Annotated in this window: 15 protein-coding genes; 9 read left to right on the top strand and 6 right to left on the bottom strand. The window is 60.4% G+C overall.

Annotation, left to right across the window (positions count from 1 at the left end; all coding sequences use genetic code 11):
• Nucleotides 1-180 precede the first annotated feature (180 nt).
• The 3 genes from EHW12_RS30980 to EHW12_RS30970 all read right to left on the bottom strand — a co-directional run bounded on the left by EHW12_RS30980 (nucleotide 181) and on the right by EHW12_RS30970 (nucleotide 3188).
• Nucleotides 181-768: a hypothetical protein gene (locus EHW12_RS30980; RefSeq protein WP_125053046.1), complete on the bottom strand. Its 588-nt coding sequence runs from the start codon at nucleotides 766-768 to the stop codon at nucleotides 181-183.
• The gene (locus EHW12_RS30975; protein ID WP_125053044.1) at nucleotides 765-2030 is read right to left on the bottom strand and encodes a zinc-ribbon domain-containing protein; all 1266 of its coding nucleotides are present in this window, start codon (nucleotides 2028-2030) and stop codon (nucleotides 765-767) included. The genes EHW12_RS30980 and EHW12_RS30975 overlap by 4 nt, the downstream gene beginning before the upstream one ends.
• 66 nt (nucleotides 2031-2096) lie before the next feature.
• Nucleotides 2097-3188, bottom strand: coding sequence for a hypothetical protein (locus EHW12_RS30970; protein WP_047269110.1), 1092 nt, complete (start codon nucleotides 3186-3188; stop codon nucleotides 2097-2099).
• Nucleotides 3189-4373: 1185 nt separating this feature from the next.
• Here EHW12_RS30970 and EHW12_RS30965 point away from each other — a divergent pair.
• The 7 genes from EHW12_RS30965 (at nucleotide 4374) to EHW12_RS30935 (ending at nucleotide 11071) form a co-directional block, all read left to right on the top strand.
• Nucleotides 4374-5006 carry a YaaA family protein gene (locus EHW12_RS30965; RefSeq protein WP_241199205.1) on the top strand — a complete coding sequence of 211 codons (633 nt, stop codon included), beginning with the start codon at nucleotides 4374-4376 and terminating at the stop codon, nucleotides 5004-5006.
• Between the two features lie 25 nt (nucleotides 5007-5031).
• On the top strand, nucleotides 5032-5367 hold the full coding sequence (locus EHW12_RS30960) for a hypothetical protein (RefSeq protein WP_047269255.1): 336 nt from the start codon (nucleotides 5032-5034) through the stop codon (nucleotides 5365-5367).
• A 520-nt stretch (nucleotides 5368-5887) separates the two neighbouring features.
• Complete coding sequence (locus tag EHW12_RS30955; protein WP_125053040.1) at nucleotides 5888-7078, top strand: hypothetical protein; 1191 nt, start codon at nucleotides 5888-5890, stop codon at nucleotides 7076-7078.
• Nucleotides 7079-7203: 125 nt separating this feature from the next.
• Nucleotides 7204-7518: an integration host factor, actinobacterial type gene (gene mihF / locus EHW12_RS30950; protein ID WP_047269107.1), complete on the top strand. Its 315-nt coding sequence runs from the start codon at nucleotides 7204-7206 to the stop codon at nucleotides 7516-7518.
• A 137-nt stretch (nucleotides 7519-7655) separates the two neighbouring features.
• Nucleotides 7656-8381 carry a hypothetical protein gene (locus tag EHW12_RS30945; RefSeq protein ID WP_052959772.1) on the top strand — a complete coding sequence of 242 codons (726 nt, stop codon included), beginning with the start codon at nucleotides 7656-7658 and terminating at the stop codon, nucleotides 8379-8381.
• A gap of 85 nt (nucleotides 8382-8466) precedes the next feature.
• Complete coding sequence (gene dnaG, locus EHW12_RS30940; protein ID WP_125053038.1) at nucleotides 8467-10263, top strand: DNA primase; 1797 nt, start codon at nucleotides 8467-8469, stop codon at nucleotides 10261-10263.
• Nucleotides 10264-10873: 610 nt separating this feature from the next.
• The gene (locus EHW12_RS30935) at nucleotides 10874-11071 is read left to right on the top strand and encodes a hypothetical protein (protein WP_058228286.1); all 198 of its coding nucleotides are present in this window, start codon (nucleotides 10874-10876) and stop codon (nucleotides 11069-11071) included.
• Nucleotides 11072-11138: 67 nt separating this feature from the next.
• On the opposite strand, the gene EHW12_RS30930 is transcribed toward EHW12_RS30935, so the two are convergent.
• Nucleotides 11139-13445, bottom strand: a complete 2307-nt coding sequence (locus tag EHW12_RS30930) for a cutinase family protein (protein WP_047269104.1) — start codon at nucleotides 13443-13445, stop codon at nucleotides 11139-11141.
• A 238-nt stretch (nucleotides 13446-13683) separates the two neighbouring features.
• Here EHW12_RS30930 and EHW12_RS30925 point away from each other — a divergent pair, with 238 nt between their 5' ends.
• Nucleotides 13684-14769, top strand: coding sequence for a hypothetical protein (locus EHW12_RS30925; RefSeq protein ID WP_047269103.1), 1086 nt, complete (start codon nucleotides 13684-13686; stop codon nucleotides 14767-14769).
• Between the two features lie 11 nt (nucleotides 14770-14780).
• Here the strand turns inward: EHW12_RS30925 and EHW12_RS30920 are convergent, their stop codons facing one another.
• Entirely contained in the window at nucleotides 14781-15650 is an 870-nt protein-coding gene (locus tag EHW12_RS30920; protein WP_125053036.1) for a hypothetical protein, read from the bottom strand.
• 88 nt (nucleotides 15651-15738) lie between these two features.
• Nucleotides 15739-16950 (bottom strand): hypothetical protein, encoded by a 1212-nt coding sequence (locus EHW12_RS30915; RefSeq protein WP_052959771.1) that lies wholly within the window; start codon nucleotides 16948-16950, stop codon nucleotides 15739-15741.
• Between the two features lie 352 nt (nucleotides 16951-17302).
• Here EHW12_RS30915 and EHW12_RS30910 point away from each other — a divergent pair, with 352 nt between their 5' ends.
• Complete coding sequence (locus EHW12_RS30910; RefSeq protein WP_047269101.1) at nucleotides 17303-19489, top strand: DUF87 domain-containing protein; 2187 nt, start codon at nucleotides 17303-17305, stop codon at nucleotides 19487-19489.
• Nucleotides 19490-19523 lie beyond the last annotated feature (34 nt).

The raw sequence follows: 19523 nt of genomic DNA, 5'->3' as shown, positions 1-19523 counted from the left end.
ACATACGGCCCAAGTACCTTCGACGCACCGAGCAGTAGTCGGTGGGAAGGACGGATACGGCAAAATGATGCTCCGCCCACGCCACAAGCGCACGGCGGACCATCGTTCGATATCCGTTACCGCTCGTTTAACCCTGCAAGCACTACACGCTCGACCGCCCGGATCCGTTGTGCAGGAACGTCAGAGCAGAAACCCTCGCTGAGCATCCGCCACGACGGTCGCAGCTACACGCGGCGCCCATCTCTCGTGGCCGAGCAGACTCCACGTCGGATCACGACTATCGAGTGGTGTCGCTGCCAGCTGAACCCGCTGCACAAACCTTCCGACAACAGGGAAGGACAACGCGATCCACCTCCATGAACCATCATCAGAGGCGATACCGAGTCGGCTCATCACGGCAGTCGATAGCACCGACACGTCACCGCCCGCTCCGACAAGAGCATCCGCGGAGACATTGAGAACAGCCGTCCATGACTGCACCGGCGACTTCGGTCCACGCGGTGACGACTTCAAGCCTGATCTCGCCCGCTGCGGCTTCTCCATCACGGCTGCCGCCGACTGCGCCCACGCCGCATCGTCGCCACGGCTCGCCGGCAACGGATGCGATCGAACATGCTGACGAATCTCGCTACATCCGTCAACGACCTGCACTTCACCGATGGGTTGGGTCGCGAGCAGAAACTGCAACAAAGACCCAACGTCACCTGTTCGGCGTACGTCCGAAAACGCGCCGCCATCGAGACGTCGAGTATTGGTGCTCCTCGTCACGACACCTGGCCTTGATCGAACGTGCCGTGAGCCAAAGGGTTCGGCGTGTGTAGCGGATCCGGACGCCCGATCAGCGGGTGATCCGATTTCGGGGCGCCGACAATGGCCAGAGCGTCACGATGAAAAGACGCACCGGAGATCGAAGCGACCAATACGACCTTTCGGTCGAAGACAACCAAGGCGGTCGATGACGCCGCGACGTAGTCAGCGCGCAGCTTCCACAGCCCGCGCGCCCGCTCCCACAGCTCTTCCGGTGAGAGGTCCGGCGCATACCCGATGTAGCTCCGTCCGAGAGGATCGTCCATGGCGGCAGGTGTGGATTCGCCCAGCGTCAGTCGCACCGCCGTAATTCGCGGCGAAAACTCCATCGGCCGGAAATGTTGCAGCGTCGCGGACGCGCCCTTTTCTCGGTCGAAGGAAACGTGGTCGAACGTGGGGTAGTGCCTGTCCTTGAGATGCACAGGCGGCATCTCACCGTTCGCGGAAAAGCGCTGTTGCTCAAGGAATTGCACCCGATCTTTGATATCGCTACCCAATGGCGTGTCCAGGATATCGAACCCAGCCTTCTTCAACGCCCACTTGATCTCGTGCGGATAGACGTCAGGCATATAGTTCTGACGGAAGTGCCCAGCATCCGCCGGTACAGCCGAATACATCGCCTTCTGACAACTCTGCGGTAGTACCTTGATGATTCGGAGCATGCACGCACCGAGCACCGCTGATTCCGTCCACTTTCGCTGCTGTCGGAACTGCACCTTGTCGATCGCGACGTACAAACAGAGCATCCGAACGAAATACCCTTCTACCAGCGGGAAAATGTGCTCCCACCATTCAACGACCTCGGAGCCCCGGCTACAGAACAACGCGTACAACGCGCTGTTCTCGAGAACACCGATCGCAGCTGGCACATCGTCAGCGTGAGCGTCAAGGATGCGGCGGGCATGCTCGGTGATCTCACACTTGTCACAGGGATGCCCGAGCACCCGAAAGATGGAGTCCTTGCCGGATTGAAACCGGCGATGCCCGCAACTGTTCACCGTGCAACCAGGGGCTACGCAGTACAAGCACGCGTAAATGTCGCCCTGCTTCCACACCATGTCCGAACGACGTTGCAACGGGGTCTCTCGCCATTCGTGGCCGGCCGGGCAGATCCACCACACCATGTCGTTCGACGAGTTCGTTACTGAACCAAGATCAATCCCTGCATTGCGAGTGGGATGCAGCTGACGAAACAACTTCGGATGCTCATCCTTGAGACGCATAGTTCTCCTCCGACTCCTTGGCCCCTTCAACCACGATGAGCACGGCTATGTAGGCAGCACCGCCCGTCAAAGGAGAGTCACCTTGTCGGACGTTTTGATCGGCGCACCTTCCGGCCCCGCGATGTACGTCGAGATCCAGATCGGGTGATGCCGCTGCTCACTCGGGTACCACTGCCGCTTCCAATGGCCCCGAACTGTCCACCGGTGCGAATACACCCGCGACGGTGCTCCATCGTCACCGGTTGCGCGGGCGCCACTGCGAGATCGATACGACAAATACGTCACCAACCCCGGCTGACGACGCCGCCCACTCAATGACGACTTCGCGGTGCGAATCGTGGACGAGTCCACCAACGCTCCCTGTCGAAGCATGTGCGTGAACGAGAGAAATACGGCCAATATCTGCTCAGAACTCCAGCCCTGATAGATACCCTTTCGGGACCAATCCGGAGCGTCATCGGGCATCCCTGGGGTGTACCCGCCGATATTCTGAAGCGACGGCGGGGAATCACTTTCAGGAGAACTCAATTCCGCCTCGGCAGTTGGGATAGGCAGATACTTGTAATCGCCGAACCTGTATCCCCAGCCCTCCCGAATCTCACCCTGATTCACAATGAAGTCCTGAGCCCCTGTAGTCGGCACCAACTGAACCGAGAGCAGATCATCGACGGTGTTCCACAGCAACACCAGATCGCCCTCCGATTGCGTCAGATAGGCGACACCAGAAGGTGAGGGCAGATCAGCGATCGTGACACCGACTTCCGCTGAGCCCTCACTTCCCGCCAGGATCAGCGCCGTCATTTCCTCGGAGGCAAAGTAAGCGTGCCGGTCCAATGTTGCTCCGCTTGTGCACCGATACCCGCAATAGATGACGATTATCTCCTGCTCGTCCACTGCTTCGTCAGACAAGGCCAGAGCACCCTTGAACCCGAGATATCGCTCAGGGTTCGCAGAGAGCACCTCCACTGGCTGTCCATAGAATTTGCTCAACCCATTCAACGTCGGGCCGACAACTCCCGACGCGCGGAAACTACGCAACTCCCACACCGAGAAAGCAAATGGTTCCAGATGCTTCATGACCGGCGTAGCTGCCTCGTCGAACGCATCCAACAACAACGGCATCTGCGCTGGCTTCAGCTGTCCCGTCGACAACGCCATATCTGCTCGCTGCCGAACCGCGAGTCCATGTCGCAGCTGAGCTCCCGGAGTGTGCTTCGGAGGTGCCTCCCGCACAACAACTTTCCTCTTACTCTTCGCCTTACCCATCACGACCCCCTGCGTCGGTTTCCTCTGAAGGACCAGATCCATCCGCGCCAACCGCGACGCTGTCCGGTGGTGCGAACAAGGCCTTTCCTGCCCCAAAGACCTTCCCAACATCATGCCTGATTCGCGAAACTCGAGGACTTCCGACATCGCTCCAGTAGCGTCATCACACACGCCGTGAGCACGAGACAAGGGATACACCGCGCAAGCAGTACGAGTCGCAGGTAGACCTCAACCGCTGGGCATTCTCGGGCGATGTCTGCCCTCGAAACCGGCCATGAACACTGGGCCTGTGGGATTCGCCCAGAGCCTGGCGGCATGCAGCAGGAATCCGGCGTGCAGCCCAGTAACCCACACCGGGCAGGCGCCCTGAGTTAGTGCAATGCTGGCCACTCCCAACGGATCATGTCCAGGCGGCCGAGCACTCCAACAGCCACGAGGGCGAGCCCACCGCCCCAGAACCGTCGATCCGACCAGTCGCGAGGTTCAGGTAGCCCGTCAATCTCTTCGTGAAATGCCTGAGCCGCAGAGAAGGGGTCGGATCGACTTGACTGGACCTGCTCAGGTAGCCAAGCGAAGTGCTCTGCTGTCGGCGTGTGGGAGGCGTTAGGCATCGCAATCATCCAATTCTTCAGAGGGGGCGCCTCGGTCGTCGAGGTCCTGACTCGATCCGAGTCGATCGAGTAACCCCAGACTGACCGGGCTGGGTGGGAGGTGCGGCACGTAAAGACATCAGCTCGACTGAACCCGAACCTGCTCCTCAGATTCAATGCCGCGCGAGCGAATCCATCCGTGCCGCAACACTTCCACCCCGTCCATAGCGTGTTGAGGACAGGTGCAAGCACATTGCACGAACCAATATCACGGGCGGACGCACCGATGGCACTCTTTACTGCGAAATATAGATACGACGACCCCACACTCACAGCGCCAACACCAGGAGCAGCGCTGATCAACGACGTCGGACTCGTCGTGTCAGTGCCCGGTATCGGTCCGAAGACCGGAGGCCGACATGCAGGGATCCCATTGGCAATTGGACCTGTGCACACCAGAATCTTCCGGCCCCATGACCGTATCGAAATGACTCTGCCGAACACCCAATTGCTTTTGTGGACCGCACCATTCGAGACGGCAGCGTTTCGTGCCGGATATCAGGGTGCACTGGCCAAGTGCGAAGGCTGGCACTGGCTGAACTGGACCATCGCGGAACATATCGCGCACGACCTCGAAGTCGAGACAACGGAACGAGCCGGTGCAGCCGACATCACCCCAGTCGTCGCCGACGGATCACCACTGGTGGTGGTTCCCTGCGGCGCCGTAAAGTCCGCCGTCGCATCACCTGCAGGCGAAATGTATCGAAGCGGATACCACCGGCTCGGGCTCAAAGCTGCACGGGCGCTGACCAGCCCAGAGTCGATCAGAATCCTCTCAGCGCTCCACGGTCTTCTCGCCCTCGACGCGATAGTGGAGCCGTACGACTTGCGGATGGGTAGCCCCGGATCGATCACCGCAGATGCTCTCGAAGCTCAGGCAATCGATCAAGGGCTCTTCGATCATCGCAACGTCGTCGTCCTCGGTGGCCGCAGCTACACCCGTATCGCGCAATCCGTTTGGCCGAATGCCCGCACCCCTTTGGCTGGAACTCGAGGTATCGGAGACCAGCAACATCGCCTTGCCCGCATCGCTGAATGCGGTGCGCAGGCACTCACCTAACCCCACGATGACACCAGGAGTGACCATGACAGTGACCGAAATCCCGGAGGCCTTCGCCAAGGCATTCATCGCGTACGCCAACGACAGCAATGGCGACGCAGATGACCTGGACCTCAGCGTCTCCGAAGATCGACGTGAGCTGTACCTATCGAACGACCATCCCGGATTCTGCCCTTACCTGCAGTTGAGCTCCGACGGCGGTGATTCGGCAACTGCCGAAATCCGATCCGCAGTGAGTGTTCGCCGGACCGATGGCGGCTTCGACCGCACCGAACACCTTGACGCCCAGGTCATCGTCCCACTCTCAGACTTGGAGGAAGCAGCCCGCCTCGCAGTCGAGTGCTGGATCACGACTCTCTGACCCACGGCCAAAACATCGGCTGTATCGCAGGCCTGCGCCGGCCGATCAAGTCGGTGCCATTGAGCGCAGTCCATTCGAGCCTGGCGCACTCGAATGGACTGCACGTAGAAATCAGCGTTGCTGTCCAACGAAAAGGCTTTCCTTGAAACACTTCCCGCAGATCGTCGAATCCACGAGCTCTGATCAGGGAGGCTCAGCTGGACACCAACGTAACCAGCGCTGAAACCGTCGTCGACGACAACATCACTAGGGTCTACCTACGCCAACGAGGACCCACGTATCCAACGATAGAACGATTCGTTGTGATTGCACCTGACCTGGCGCCATCGAAGGAATCCGAGCACTTCGGCGGATGGTGGAAAGCCACCATCTGAACGCCGCCGGTAGCAGTCAGCACCCGAGCTTCACAAACGTACGCATCTAGGTCGCAGAGAACACGGGCCGGTATGCCGCATGACCGGAAGCCATTATGCGATCCTGAGTCCATCGGAGAATGCACTACAAACACGAGGGGACTTTCGTGTCCATAGCCAACACCATTTCCACGAAGGCCGTCGTCGGCGCCATCAAGGTGATCCACGCGCTGCCTGAGAGAGTCGAAGGCGTCACCATCGCCGTCGACGGAGACACCCTGACAATCGCCGGTCGAGATGCCTGGGGATCTTCGGTGACCGTCCTGACCGCGTTACCTCAAGACGAGACCAAGAGTCCTCGCGAACGCATTGCCCCCGTGTGGGTCGTGGACAACCAAATTCGGACCATCGTAGAGACTTCAAGCTCACGTTCGGACCGAAGTGCGCTGACCTACAGCGATGGGTTCCTTAGGTTCGGCAGTCAATTCAAAGTGCGTGCCAACAAACACGACTCGTCAGACGAGAAGTTGCTCAATACTCAACCAACAGCAGCAGTTTCTCCGACGGAACTAAAACAAGCTTTGGCCGTTCTCGCGCCACACGCAGCGACCACAGGATCCAAACCTGCTGTGAATGTCCGTATTGGCACTGCGGCCGACGGCTCCATCTCTGTCGCAGTCGCCGGCGACTACTCCGCAGGGACCGTCACGCTAAACGCAATTGGCGGCACAAGCCGGCGAGCGGCGATCGGGTATACGGGGATCGGAGTACTGGCCGCGTCAGCGAAACTGCTGAAATCGAGCGCAGACCAATGGACCTTGACGGCAGCGGTCACCGACTCCACCTGCCAGACTGAGATTTCTGACGGCACGACGACGGTCATCCACAACGCTCAAACAGCGGGTATGCCCGATTTCGACGATGCACTCGCTGAGCCAGACGGCTTGCGGTGCTGGGATCTCGATATCGCAGACCTATCCGATTTCGACCGATTCCTCTCGGTACTGCCCCGAGTATTCAGTGCAGACGGAGCATTCATCCAGATCCGAAACACCGGACAATCCCACGGCGCGAAACATCCGATCGAGTTGGTCGCCCGATCGGGCAGCAACCTTGCCGTGGCTGGGGATTTGTTGCGCGGACAGAGCATCCCCATCGTTAACACCACCAGCGTGGACGACGTCGAGGTCGACGTCGCACTGCCACAGATGAGGCAGATCGTCACCAGCGCGATGAACGCAGGCGGCGGAACCGTCACGCTGCGCGGATATTCCCCTTACGAGACGATGGGGAAACTGTTCCTCAGGGGAAAGAACGTCACAGCGGTCACGATCAGTAGGATCCCGCAGCCACTCTGAGCAGCGATCGACAGTGCCGCTACGCCGTAACCGTCACTGCTACAACAGAACTACTCGGCTATACGAAAAGCCAACCAGGATCACGGCAGTGAATCGACTGCCCAACCCAGCAAAGGGAGAAGCCCATGTCGCTACCCGTACTCACCCCTGAACAGCGTGCCGAGAGCTTGAAGAAAGCCGCAGAAATGCGCAAGGCACGAGCAGATCTCAAAGCCAAACTGAAAGCTGGCACTGTGAAGGTCGAGGAAGTACTCGAGCGCGCAGACAGTGACGCCGTCGTTGGCAAAATGAGAGTCCTTCACCTGATCGAATCACTCCCCGGCCGCGGCCGCCAAGGCGCGATCAGCCTGATGGGCAGACTCGACATCTCCGAGGCGAAGCGAGTAAAGGGACTCGGACGTGTTCAGCTCGCACGGTTGCGCACCGAGTTGGTCGCATAGCTATTCAACTGATCCGGCTGTGGCGCCCACGACGAACCGACTGGGCGCCACAGCGACGTTCAGGCAACCAATCGAGAAACGCCGCACACACCCCAACTAGCAGGCGATCCTTCCTGTCCGGGATACTGTCAGATGCTATGTCACCGACCCCGCGACAGCCCGAATCACGATTCCGGCCGACACCCTGGAAGAACAAGCCGGCCACTCCCGGCGCGTTCGCAGTGATCGACATTGACGGGGTACTCGCGTCGATGGCGGAGTTCGAGCCGTTACTGAACACGGAGCGATCGCAAGATCGTGATTGGCATACTTTCCACCGGTCCTACAGCCGCGCAAAGGTGATCCGGGCTGGGCGAAAACTGGTCGAGATGTTGCAGTCCGCAGGCCTACAGATCGCATACTCGACGACCCGCCCCGAACAGTTCGCCCGAGCTACTTGGAACTGGTTGCTCAGCCACAAGTTCCCCCCGGGCCCGATCATGTTTCGGCACTTCATCAAAGACGGGTCGCGGCCTCAGGACGAGGTGAAAGTCCGGCAATGGTGGGCGTGGCAGGACGAGCACGGACCCGCGCAACCCATCATCGCCTGGTTCGACGACAGCCAGACAGCCAGCAACATGTTAAGGGCGCATGGCTGTCCGGCATGGCATCCGAAAGAATTCCTGAAGAAAGTTCGATCAGTCGGCGGCACGAAAGACGCCGTTGTCGAGGTACTCAAAGCCGGGCCGATCGACATGGCAACTCTCGACGAACGACTCTCGTCATCGCGCGGCGCCTGGCAGCAATCCGAAGACGCCTGGCAAGCGAAGCAGAAGGCCTGGTTCAAACGGCATCAACAAGCGCTACGCGATCGGAACCGATAGAACTGATTTGGCCAGTGCCACGCCCTGAACCAGCTCTTCTACGCTGAGGTGGCAACACCGAATCTGACAAGGGTAGGAGCGTGGAGTGGACCTGCAGAATCCGCGTACGCCCCGATTCTCCACGGAGTTCTTGAATGAACTGCGTTCCCGCACAAGCCTTGAACTGGTGGCCGCGGACTATCTGGACCTCAAACCTGCAGGCGTAGGCCGTGTGAAAGCGCTGTGCCCCGTCCATGCCGAGCGGACACCGTCGTTCACGATCAACATCGACTGGGGCCGATTCCACTGCTTCGGATGCGGCGCGAGCGGCGACGCCATCGACTTTCTGATGCAAGTCGACGGACTCCGCTTCGTAGAGTCGGTTTCAGAGCTGGCCAATCGTGCCGGGTTGGCAGTGCCTCAAGGTTCAGATTCCCTCGCAGACAACGATCTTCGCGCCCGAAATGAACTTCGCAGCGTCCTTGAAAAAGCGCAACAGCTCACCAGCGAATGGCTTCTCACACTCCCCGAAGGCCGAGCAGCCCGCGACTTCCTTCGAGCGAGAGGCTTCACCAGCGAGCACGCGCAGGAATGGGGTCTCGGGTACAACCCTGTCGGCGGCAATGCTCTCAGCGCTGCGCTCACCGCTGCCGGACACCCGCTCGAGATCCAACGAGATGCCGGGATCACCAAGGAAGGGGAACGCGGGTACTACGACGCGTTCCGCGGCCGATTGATGTGGCCGATCCACGACCCGCAAGGGCGCATAGTCGGATTCACCGGACGCGACCTCACCGGAACGGCGCCAGCGAAGTACCTCAACACCAGCGCCACCGACCTGTTCCATAAAGGTGATCTGCTGTTCGGCTACGACAAGGCTCGTCGTTCAATGCTCCAACGTCGTCAGGTATTCGTCGTAGAAGGTCAGACGGACGTGATGGCGATGGTCGCTTCCGGATTGGACAACACCGTCGCAGCATCCGGAAGCGCCTTCAGCAGAACCCAAGCCGAGCTGCTGGCGTCCCGCGTCGGCGACGGCGGTGAAATCATCGTGGGATTCGACAACGACACAGCTGGACGAAAAGCCGCTTGGGCACTGTTCCAAGCATGCCAGGGCTTCACGACCAACATCACCGTGCTCGATTTCACTGCCTATGGCGACAAATCAGATCCGTGCGACGTGAGAACCGTCGGAGGCGCTGATGCACTGGTGGCAGCGACCGACAAACGGCGTCCCGCACTGCGAACCTTGCTAACCGGCGACATAGGCAACTTCGATCTCACCACCCCGGAAGGAAAGGTGAACGCCACCGAACAAGTGCGGCGCAGGCTTTCAGCTGTGCAGTCCGCTGTGCTCCGCAGGGAGTACCAACAGTGGGCGGCAACTGAGATCGGCGTCGATACCGGTGACGTGTCTCCGACACAGTCAGGTGCAAGTCAGTCCCCGGCGACAGACGCAGCGCCGCTAGATCAGCCGTTAACTGATGCAGACTGCAGTTTGGCGGCGTACTTCATCGCCTATCCGCAAACAGCCGAAACTGTATTAGCGCAACTCAAGACCGATCTCTATCAGCTGTTCTCACGCCCAGTCGCAGAGATTGTCGAGATGTCCACGGTGATGTACCCCCACGGCAGGCCAGTATCCGGAGACGCCGCCGAGTTGTGGTCGCAGGTCATGACCGAGGCGGTCGAGCATAAACACCACAGGCTGCTGTGGCTGATCGCATTCACCGAGGTGATGGACGCTGCCAGCGCTGTCGACACTGCATCGCGGGTGCAGAGACGGACCTTGCTGCACGCACAGACTCAGCTGCAGCAGCGATTGACGGCCGGCGGTGACGATGAGGCTGAGATCCTGCAGGAACTGATGCGAGTGAACCAGCTCTTGCGTCGTCGCGTCTGACTCGACTTTGGGTGCTGGATCCGTGCCGCGCAACGCGGCAGTGGTTGTTAAACCTCTTCTATCGGACCCACACACCTAGATACCGGCCTGCGACGTGAGTAGGCGAGGGAGGCCCACAACCATGACCAACAACGCATTTGCCCGGCCAGCCAGTAAGTTCGGGCGACCCCGCTCAGGCCCGGTGCCAGTCGCTCAGCCCCGAGCGGCCACGGTACCGACAGATACGAAGGACGATACGGACATACCGCCTCAGGACGCATCTCGCGCGGTTGAAGAGACGTCGGCCTCCGAGACCTCGGCTGAGCCGGAAACGTCAGCCTCTGTGGACTCTGAGGCGAAAGTGGATCCCTCGGTGGACGCAGCCACGCCTGAGCCCGGCACTACGCCGGAGTCGGGGGGGTGTGGGGCGGTGAAGCACGATCCCCTTCCATCGCCAGTCTCCACACCTGAGCCGAGTCCCCCGTCAGAGCCGGGTACGCCTGAACCGGGGAAGCGAGATCCCGCACCCACGCCGGAGGACTCACAGCAGGTGAAGTCAGGAACCAAAAGAACTACGCGAACCAACAATCGACCGCGCAAAGACGTAGCCCCTCCAAACGCGATCCCATTGGTGGTGATCTCCGAAGGCACGGCCGCCACATCTGACGAAGTCCACATCCTCGACCTCGACAAGACGACCGACCTCGACGACGTCGATCTCCTCGAAATCGTGAGAGGACTGCGACCCGTCGCCGATAGCGAACTCAAGACCAAGACCGTCAGAACCCTCATGGCCATGATCGAGCAGAAGGCACTTGCAGACGGTTAGGCACGCTCAACGAAACGACTGTGGCCCACCCTCTTTGCCAGAGAGTGGGCCACAGTCGTTGTAAAAGCTACGCAGTGACAGAGATTCGCTTGAACCAATCATCTACCCACTGGTACGGATCCTGATTGCCGGCAATCTGAATGGTGTCGAAAGCTACGTGAAGGCTGTTGCCCGAGTGCACGGCCGGATTGGTTGCCAACTGCAGCAAACCTTGGTTGTCCTGAGCCAACGCCTCGAGAACCCGGGGGATCGCTATCGGCAACTTGTCGAATTGAAGGGGACTGGTCATACCGGCTTCCGCGAAGGCCTGCGATATCCTGTCCACGACCTTGTCCAACCCGAGGTTCTTCATCGCGGTGTCCCCTGCATTAGGGAGCTGAGCGAGAATCGCTGGAATATCCGCGATTTGAGCGAAAACCTCAGGTAGCGCGTTCGGCAGAGCCGATACACCCTTCGCCAACAACGCCGCGCCAGCGGGATTGCCCATACTTGTCATGGCTGAACCCGCAATCATTTCAACCATCGACTGCAGCGTCTCCGCGGACAACTTCGACCGTGGCATACCCGTGATGTCGGCAACGGTGTTGACCGCCTGCAGCGAGAGCAAGCCCACCATACGATTCGCGCCATCGACAGTCGCGAGCTCACCTAGATTGCCGGAAACGTTCTTCCCCACCTGGACAAGCTGACGTGCCAGCTCTGAGTTTTCAGGGAGTGAGCACACAACGTCTCCGGGAACGCAGATTTCTGCGACGACCCCGGACAAAGCACCGAAGTCTGAATCGCGTTGCCCTGACAAGCCGCCACCCGATACCGCTCCCATGGTCACTGGTGCGACATCAACTTTACGGTTCTCGTTGACGTTGACCGCAATTCGGGCTTCTGGCTTTACTCCGTCCCCCGCCAACGACTTGGCGAAGTTGCTTGCGAGCCCACCATCTGCCGTGTTGTTCGTCTCGCTACCGGCCGCCGCAGTCTTACTCGAGGAAGGTGCAGCTTTGGACGTCGTGGGTGCCTTTGGCGATGTCGACGGCTTCGCCGCCGGCGCATTGTTGATTCCGTCGCGATTAGTTCCGTCGTCGAGGGGCTGCATCAGCGGATCATCGGTGACCGACGGGGCGCGAGTTGAAGCAGCGCCGGGGGACTCAGCGGATGAACTCTTACTGCTCGACGTCGTGGTCGGGCTGTGAGAGGTGGTCGTGGATCCGGACTGACCGGCAGCTGGACGCTTGGTCGTCGTCTCTGCCGAGTTGGTGCTGCTACCTGCAACAGAGGCGGTTTCCTCCGGGGCGGTCGTCGTTGCGACAGCCTGACTATCCGAGTCGGGGACGGCAGCGTGGGTAGTCGTGGTTGTCGTTGACTTCTGCGTCGACGACGTGGGTGCAGTTGCATCAGCAACAGCACGTCCAGTGTCGCTGACCTGTGTCGCGACTTGGTTTACCAGCGACCGGAATCCGTCGGTGAGCTGCAACTGCATCTGCGCGAAGGACGGAGATTCGACGATCTCTTTGATCTTCTCCTGAAGACTCGTGGGCAACGCCGGTTGGGTCTGAGTCGTGTCCGCCAAAACATTCGAGGTTTCTGGACGCTTCGGATCTGAGAACAATCCGACAGCGACCACACTGTCCGGGTTGATGCTCGTGCGCCGCTGTCCAATTGCCGTGGCCACGTCGCCACCGATTTCGGCACCCTGTGAGAATCCCAGCAAGATCTGCTGTGCCTCTGGGCAGCGATTCGCCACATCCTCCATCGTTGCCAACGTCGCTTGAACGCCAGTCGAGACGCTCCGGAGGTAACTGGTGCCGTTGACCGAGGCATCAGAGGCGTACGGGATGAATGTCGCTGACACCTGGTTTCCCAGAGCAGCTGTCAAAGGTTCCACCACCTGAGCGAGAAGGCCGACAGGAGCATTCGGATCAGCGGTAGGACCCGTCTCGAATGTGCCAGGCACAGCTGTGATCACGGTAGCTGCACACCGCGGTGCGGTGGAACCGGTCAGCATTCCGTCAGTTCCCTTGGAACCAGGGATGATTGCGCCCGGCGGTAGAGCTCCGGCGATCAGATTCACACCCTCCCTGACGGGCGCTGTGACGGCTTTGTCCGTGATCGCATCTCCCGTCACGTTTGGCGTCGACGCGGTAGCCTGTCCGTTCCCGCTCGCTGCGGCTGCGGTGTTCGCTGCAGCGGTGGCCGCTGCCGTCCAGTCGACGGTTCCAGCTAGGTCTCCCAGGTCAGGAATCGCCGAAGTTATAGCGGCGACCGTCGTGGTGGTTGGATCCGCCGAAGCGGACGCCGTTGCCGTGACACCGATTGTCACCAGCGACAAGGCGGTGCCGGCCGAGACCAGGCCCAGTATTCGTCTGCTTCGCTTCATCAGTTCCCCTTGTTGTGGCGGGCCAGCCGACTTGAATCAGGAGTTGATTATTCGATAGCTGTCCCATGCTGCTTCTCCGATACATGCAGGGTAACAGAGCGGTCACTGGTCTTCGTGGTTCCTCCGCAGCGCATCAGCGCACGTCAGAGCTCATTTCGGGATGGCGTCCGATGCTGCCGCTCTGCGTAGTTGAGCCTCATACGCTGGCTGTGCACGATCATCTCGAGTGAGGAGGCCTATGCAATTCGACACGGTGCTCGATACAGCCAGCCAACTACTGGCAGCGATCGACCCACAACAGCAGCACAGTGATTTGCTATCGCACCTACAACGAACGCAGGCCATTCGCATTGCACCCACGCGTGGACCTGCGAACGAACCCGATCTTGTGTGCGTAGACGGAGGTGTAGCGCACGAGCAAACTGATGCCCTGACGTGGATCGCCGCCGTTGGAGTCAGCAGTGATCTCCGTTCGAGTGTCCCCGCGACGATGGTCATGCCAGTTTCGTCGGAAACCGATCGGGCGCGGTCGATGTTGATGGCATTGTGTGAGCTCGCCGCAGCCCTTGACACCGCCGATCGAAGTCACGTCGTTTGGATGGACGGGTCGCTGGCCACCCCACTGATTTCGATCGCCACAGGGCTCTTGACCTCCGATCCGACCACTGCGGAGTTGGTCTGTGCAACATTGGCCGACTGCAACACCGACACCCTGATAGGTGACTACGTCCACTACGGACTGCAAGGACGTCTGCGAGCGCTTCCTAAGCAAGACACAGCATCTGGCTATTGCAAGTTGTGGGCGGCGCAACTCGGTGAGGGCAGTGGGGCTTGGTTGAACATGCAGCGCGACCGCATCGCGGCCACCTCAGTATTGCAATCGGGGGAGTACCTACGACCTCGCCGAGCCGATGAAGCACTGCGAGTGACCGCGAAGGCGACGGCCGATGCCCCGAAACCGGTGCGAGAGTGGGCACACGTAATCGATGAATTACTAGGTCACTGGCGTGAAGAGCTACCCGTCTTCGTTACTTACGTTCTTCCCCGAGGAATGCCATTGCGAGCCGTAAAGATCGAGTACACGCTCTCGGCCGACGTCGACGATGCCGACATTGACGATGTCGCGGACTCCGTGGCGGCCGACTTGTGCGCCAAAGTCAGTGAGACGATCATCGGAACCCGAGTGATCGAGCCGTTCCCTCAACACCAGGCCGACACCTTCGCCAAACGAGAAGTGACATCATTGATTACACAATTGATGGGCGCAGCATCGAGAACATTCAGTGAGACGCATCCTGCCGGGATCCGGCACTACCGGACCTGACAATTCTCCTGTCAGGCCGGCACGATCTGGGTGATCATCCATCCGCCCGGACCGGGGGCCACAGAAATCAGCATCGGGTCGACCTGCTCAATTCGCATCGAGTTCGAAGGCTTCAACGCGACGGACACCCGATATTTGTCCGGTGAATCAGTAGGCTCAATTGTGGTGCAGTGCACGGTATCAGAGGCAATCTTGTCGATGTAGGGCTGAATGCCTGCCGGATCCATCTGCAAGGAAGGGTCGTAAGTAGATGCCACCTTCGTCCCATCGCGATCCACGTAATAGTGGTATTCGAATGCGGCGATCGTGCCTGGTCCGGTTGCTCTGTCGCCGACGCTATTAGTCACCGAAACGATGTCCCCCGGGCTCGGATCGGTGCAGAAGGGCGGTGTGACAGCGGTGGGTGGGGGCGTCGTGGACGGTGCTGGAGGGATGGTGGCAACCTCGCTGCTCGTCTCTGGGAAGGCCTCCGCCAAGGGAGTGCTGTCTTGCGGAAAAGCATTTGTGAGAGCGAAAGTTCCAGCGCCCACAACAGCGAGCGCGGCAACAACCAGAGATCCCACAATTACTGCAGTCTTGCGGTCGCGGAGCTTGGACGGCAGCGTGCCCTGGCGGATACCGGCGGATACCGGCGGATCGACACGGGGCTTGCGTGGAGCTCGCTGGTACAAGGATTTGTTCGGCGGGGGAACATATGGCCCTGATGATTCGGACTCGGCGGTGTTGGAGTCGAAAAGCTCAGCGTGAGTGGGTGCGGTGAATGTCACTGGCTCCGTGTGCGGAGAGGGGAGCGGACCGGACGTACTGTCGTCGACGTCGCTGCCGAGCTGCGGATCGAGATAGTCGTCGTCTGTTGATCCCCGAGTGTCCCAGTCGTTCATGCAGATTACCTACCGATACCGATCGGGCCGGGGAGGGTGCTGGGCCTCAGCGCCCTCCCCGGCAGGATGTGATGAAATCGTGGTTCGACTACGGAGCGATGACCTGATCAATGCCCTGCTGAGCAGCGCCGACCGCAGTATTGATGCGGTCAGTGAACGGCGTCAGCATTGCGTTGATCGGCGCAACAGCCTCTGCATGCGCCGTAGCCGCCTGGTCGATCACGTCCAGCGCAGGCTGTCCCGCGACGTTGACGACTGTCTGCCGGAACTGCTCGTTGGCGTGCTCGAAATTCGCCGGAGCATCGGCAATTGCCTGAACGACGCCCGCACCGGCCGGGGTGCTCGCAAGGCCTTGAGCCGAGTTCGACACGTCCTTCGTGATCTGGACAGGGTCCGGATCCGGCAGCTGAGGAAGCTCGGTAAGGACGAGTTCGTCATCGGTGGCCTCGCCACCTCCGATGAGCCCGCCAGTGATCGCCCCACCGACGCCGCCGACTACGAGGCCGATTGCACCGCCCAATGCAGCACCACCTGCAGCGCCCGCTGTGTAGCCCACTGTGGCACCCGGAACGGCCGCGATACCGGGGGCGAATGGCAGAATTGCCTGTGTAACAGCGGCTCCGAAGGGAACACCCACCGGGCCGCCGAGAGCGCCTCCTGCGATTGCGAACGGCACTGCAGTGACGACGGCGCCGACCGCTGCTCCGGAGACCATCGACGCGGCAACTCGATCAGAGCGGTTGTCGTCGACACCAACGGAACGCCAGAACCCGGACGCATCCGATTCCCAACCCGCGAGTGTGTAGTTCGTCGTGTCGAGGACCTGATCGGTCATCCAATTCGGTTTCTTCGCAATGCGGTCACCGGCGCGGAGCAGTTGCTCACCCTTTTCGTCGACAGGGGCTTCGATTGGTGCGACTGTGGGAACTGCGGTCGGCGGCCGGAACGTTTGCTGCTGCAACGGGGGTGAGTAGTCCGCATCAGGACTGGTCGTCGGGATCGGGCGTGACGGTGCCTGCTGTGCCTGCTGTGACGGCGGAACCCAATAGGTGCGCTCTTCCGGTGGTGTCGGTGCCGGATTTGGTTTCGGCGTCGAAACACCGGCCTGTCCACCACCGTTGTTCTGCGTCTGGGTTCCCTGCTCGCCGCCGGCACCGGGAGTGGTCACGCCACCCTGGGGGGCCGCGTAAGCCACCCCGGTGGGGAGAGCTGCGAGAGCAAGCACGCTCACTGTCGCGGCCGTGGCGATCGTGCGTTGGCGGTTAGTGACCCGCCGGTGGTTTCCCTTTGATTTGCCCATTCGCTTCGTCGGGCGCAGTAGCGCCCTGCTCCTTTCTGCTGCGTAGCAGGACATTGGTGCAGTCCAACTACGTTCACGCATGGGCCTGAGCCCCTACGGGATGTGTGAGTTTCTCCGACGATGGAAATCGTAAACTGGGCGGTTCCGGTGCTCCTCCCCTTGACGCGGACACACCTGCTGAGTGCAGGGTCAAACACCACTCCACACCTCAATAACCTGTTGTTTTCTCACTTTCCGGCAACAGCGCCAGTGGCTTTCGGCGGCCCCGCCTACACAGAAGACAGGTGCCGCACAGGGCAATCGCCGCAGATACCGTCGCTCTCACCGCACCAACGAACCGAAATGAGGAACTGTGGACATTGGTGGCCTTGCCGTTATCGGCTCACCCTCAACATGCGATTCGGCGGTCCTCAATCTGAGCAGTCGCTCCTACCACCTCGCGCTACTCGGATCGATGCTTGCCTTCACGATCGTCTTCGACAACGGCTCCGAGGAGTTGGCGCTTGGGACGGTCACGAAAGTCGAAACGATCAATCCTGTGCACACCGCCAACGCACGAGAAGCTATGCACGTAGCGACGAACGGCGCCATCGAACACCAGTCAGGTGACAGCGGAGACACCCGCGCTGTCACCATCAAGGTCGAAGCGGTCTTCCGGAACTGGGATGGAAAGTGGCGGAAACACGCTGCGGTGTTGTCAAATTCGCCGGCGACAGGCACTCCAGTCGCGCTCTTGGACCAACAGACCGCAGACGAACTGATGGCAGATACCGATCAGCCGGCATACATCGGGACTCTGCGCGGCTCTTCCGTCCGAATCCCGTTCACATTGCCGGACTTCTCCGGTCCCCGCGGATCTCGGCATCTGGCCGTTCTCGGTGCAACAGGATCCGGAAAGTCCGTCTGCTTCGAATACGTGCTCGCATCACAACTTCGCTGGCCAGGGATGGGACAGATCATCCTGGACCCGCAGGGGCAGTGGGCAACAGAACACGGACTGCCGTTTTCGCTGCAAGGCCTCGCAACAGCCTGCGGCCGCACCGTTTTCGTGGCCCGATTGTCTCAATCGTTGCGACTCCGAAAGGACGCGCCACTCTTCTTACGGCTCCTCGAGGAATCGAAATGGTTTCGGAACCTTGCCTTCGGTGCAGGTGCAGACGAGAACGTCGCTCAAGCCCGCGACATGCTGCACGCGGCACTGCAGGACAAGAAAGCGCTCAAAGCAGCTTGCGGGACTGAGGATTGGACCGAATCGGCACCAGAGGCGGTAATGACATACCTCCTCGACAGCCTCCACGGGATTCTTCCCGCCGGCACAATCTACGCGGGAACCGAGCAACAGAATCGCGTGGCGCGCACCATCTATCGACCCACTTCCGACTCCGAGGGCGAACCGATCGCCGAACACATCCTCGATCGACTTCCGCCCGGAGCGCTCGACCCCTCTGGGCATCAAAAGTTTCAGCAACTGCTGGCTGTATTTTCCGCCCTGCACTCTCTGTGGTCGCCGTACTCCCCCACCGGTGCCATGAAGATCGCGGCCGGCGCGGATCCAGAATCGCTCGGGGCCACGGATCGTCGGCGTGACGCCTGGGGATTGATGAGGCAGGTCATGGCCCCGAAAGCAGGACAACCTGCGCCCTGGCTGGTGCTTGACCTTTCCGCCGACCTGTCACAACTGAACCTCGACGGCAACGATGCCGACACAACGGGCGACGTAATGGCGGCGACTCGGCTGTTGGACTCCGCGGAGGTGAAAGCCCGCATCATGTCGCAATTGCTCAACACGCTCAAACTGGCAGGCCAACAGCAGTTCACGGCTGGCGGAAGCTTGAACGTGCAGGTCGTCGTCGACGAAGCATGGCAATACGCGGGACCTGCCGATAGCACGCAACCAGACGCATTGGTGTCGCTCTCGAACCAGTTCGCAGGCGACTGCCGTGATGTGCGAAAGTTCGGCATCGGATTCGCATTCATCCTGCAATCCGCGACAGGCCTACGCGACGACATTTGGCGCCAACTCGCGGTGCTCTTAGTTGGATACGGACTTCACGACCAATCCGACATCAAACGCATGGCCGGCAGGGTCTCCGACTCCCACCTGGCGCTGTACCGGGCCGCACCACCGCCAGAGGCGACAGGTCGCTACACCTGGATGTGCGTGGGTGGCGCAGTGACAGGTCTGTCGTTCGGCGCGAACCCAGTGTTCTTGGAAAGTGTCACCGACCCGATGGCGTGGCTGAACTGGAATGACGCGTGGATAACCAGGATTCGGCGCGAGTTCTCCCAGCATCTCCCCGCTGGGGATACGGGCGGCAGACTCACCCACTTGCCGTCGAGACCAGGGTACGACGATCCAGCGATGGAGGTGCACGCTCGGCGCCGAGCAGTTGTGGATGGTCGCGCCAGCGCAACCGGTGTCGCCTCAGTGGCAGATGCGCTCGCAGGACGGCCTCAACGCCGTGACCGGAATTCTCTTGCCCACAACACCACAAGTACATGGACGAACCGCCTAGATGACGACCCCCCGCCGTTCTGATTGTCTCGGGCACCACGATCACCGGAACCGGGCT

It is taken from the genome of Rhodococcus sp. NJ-530 (assembly GCF_003860625.1).
Taxonomy (GTDB): domain Bacteria; phylum Actinomycetota; class Actinomycetes; order Mycobacteriales; family Mycobacteriaceae; genus Rhodococcus_F; species Rhodococcus_F qingshengii.
This window is presented reverse-complemented; position numbering and strand designations above follow the sequence as displayed.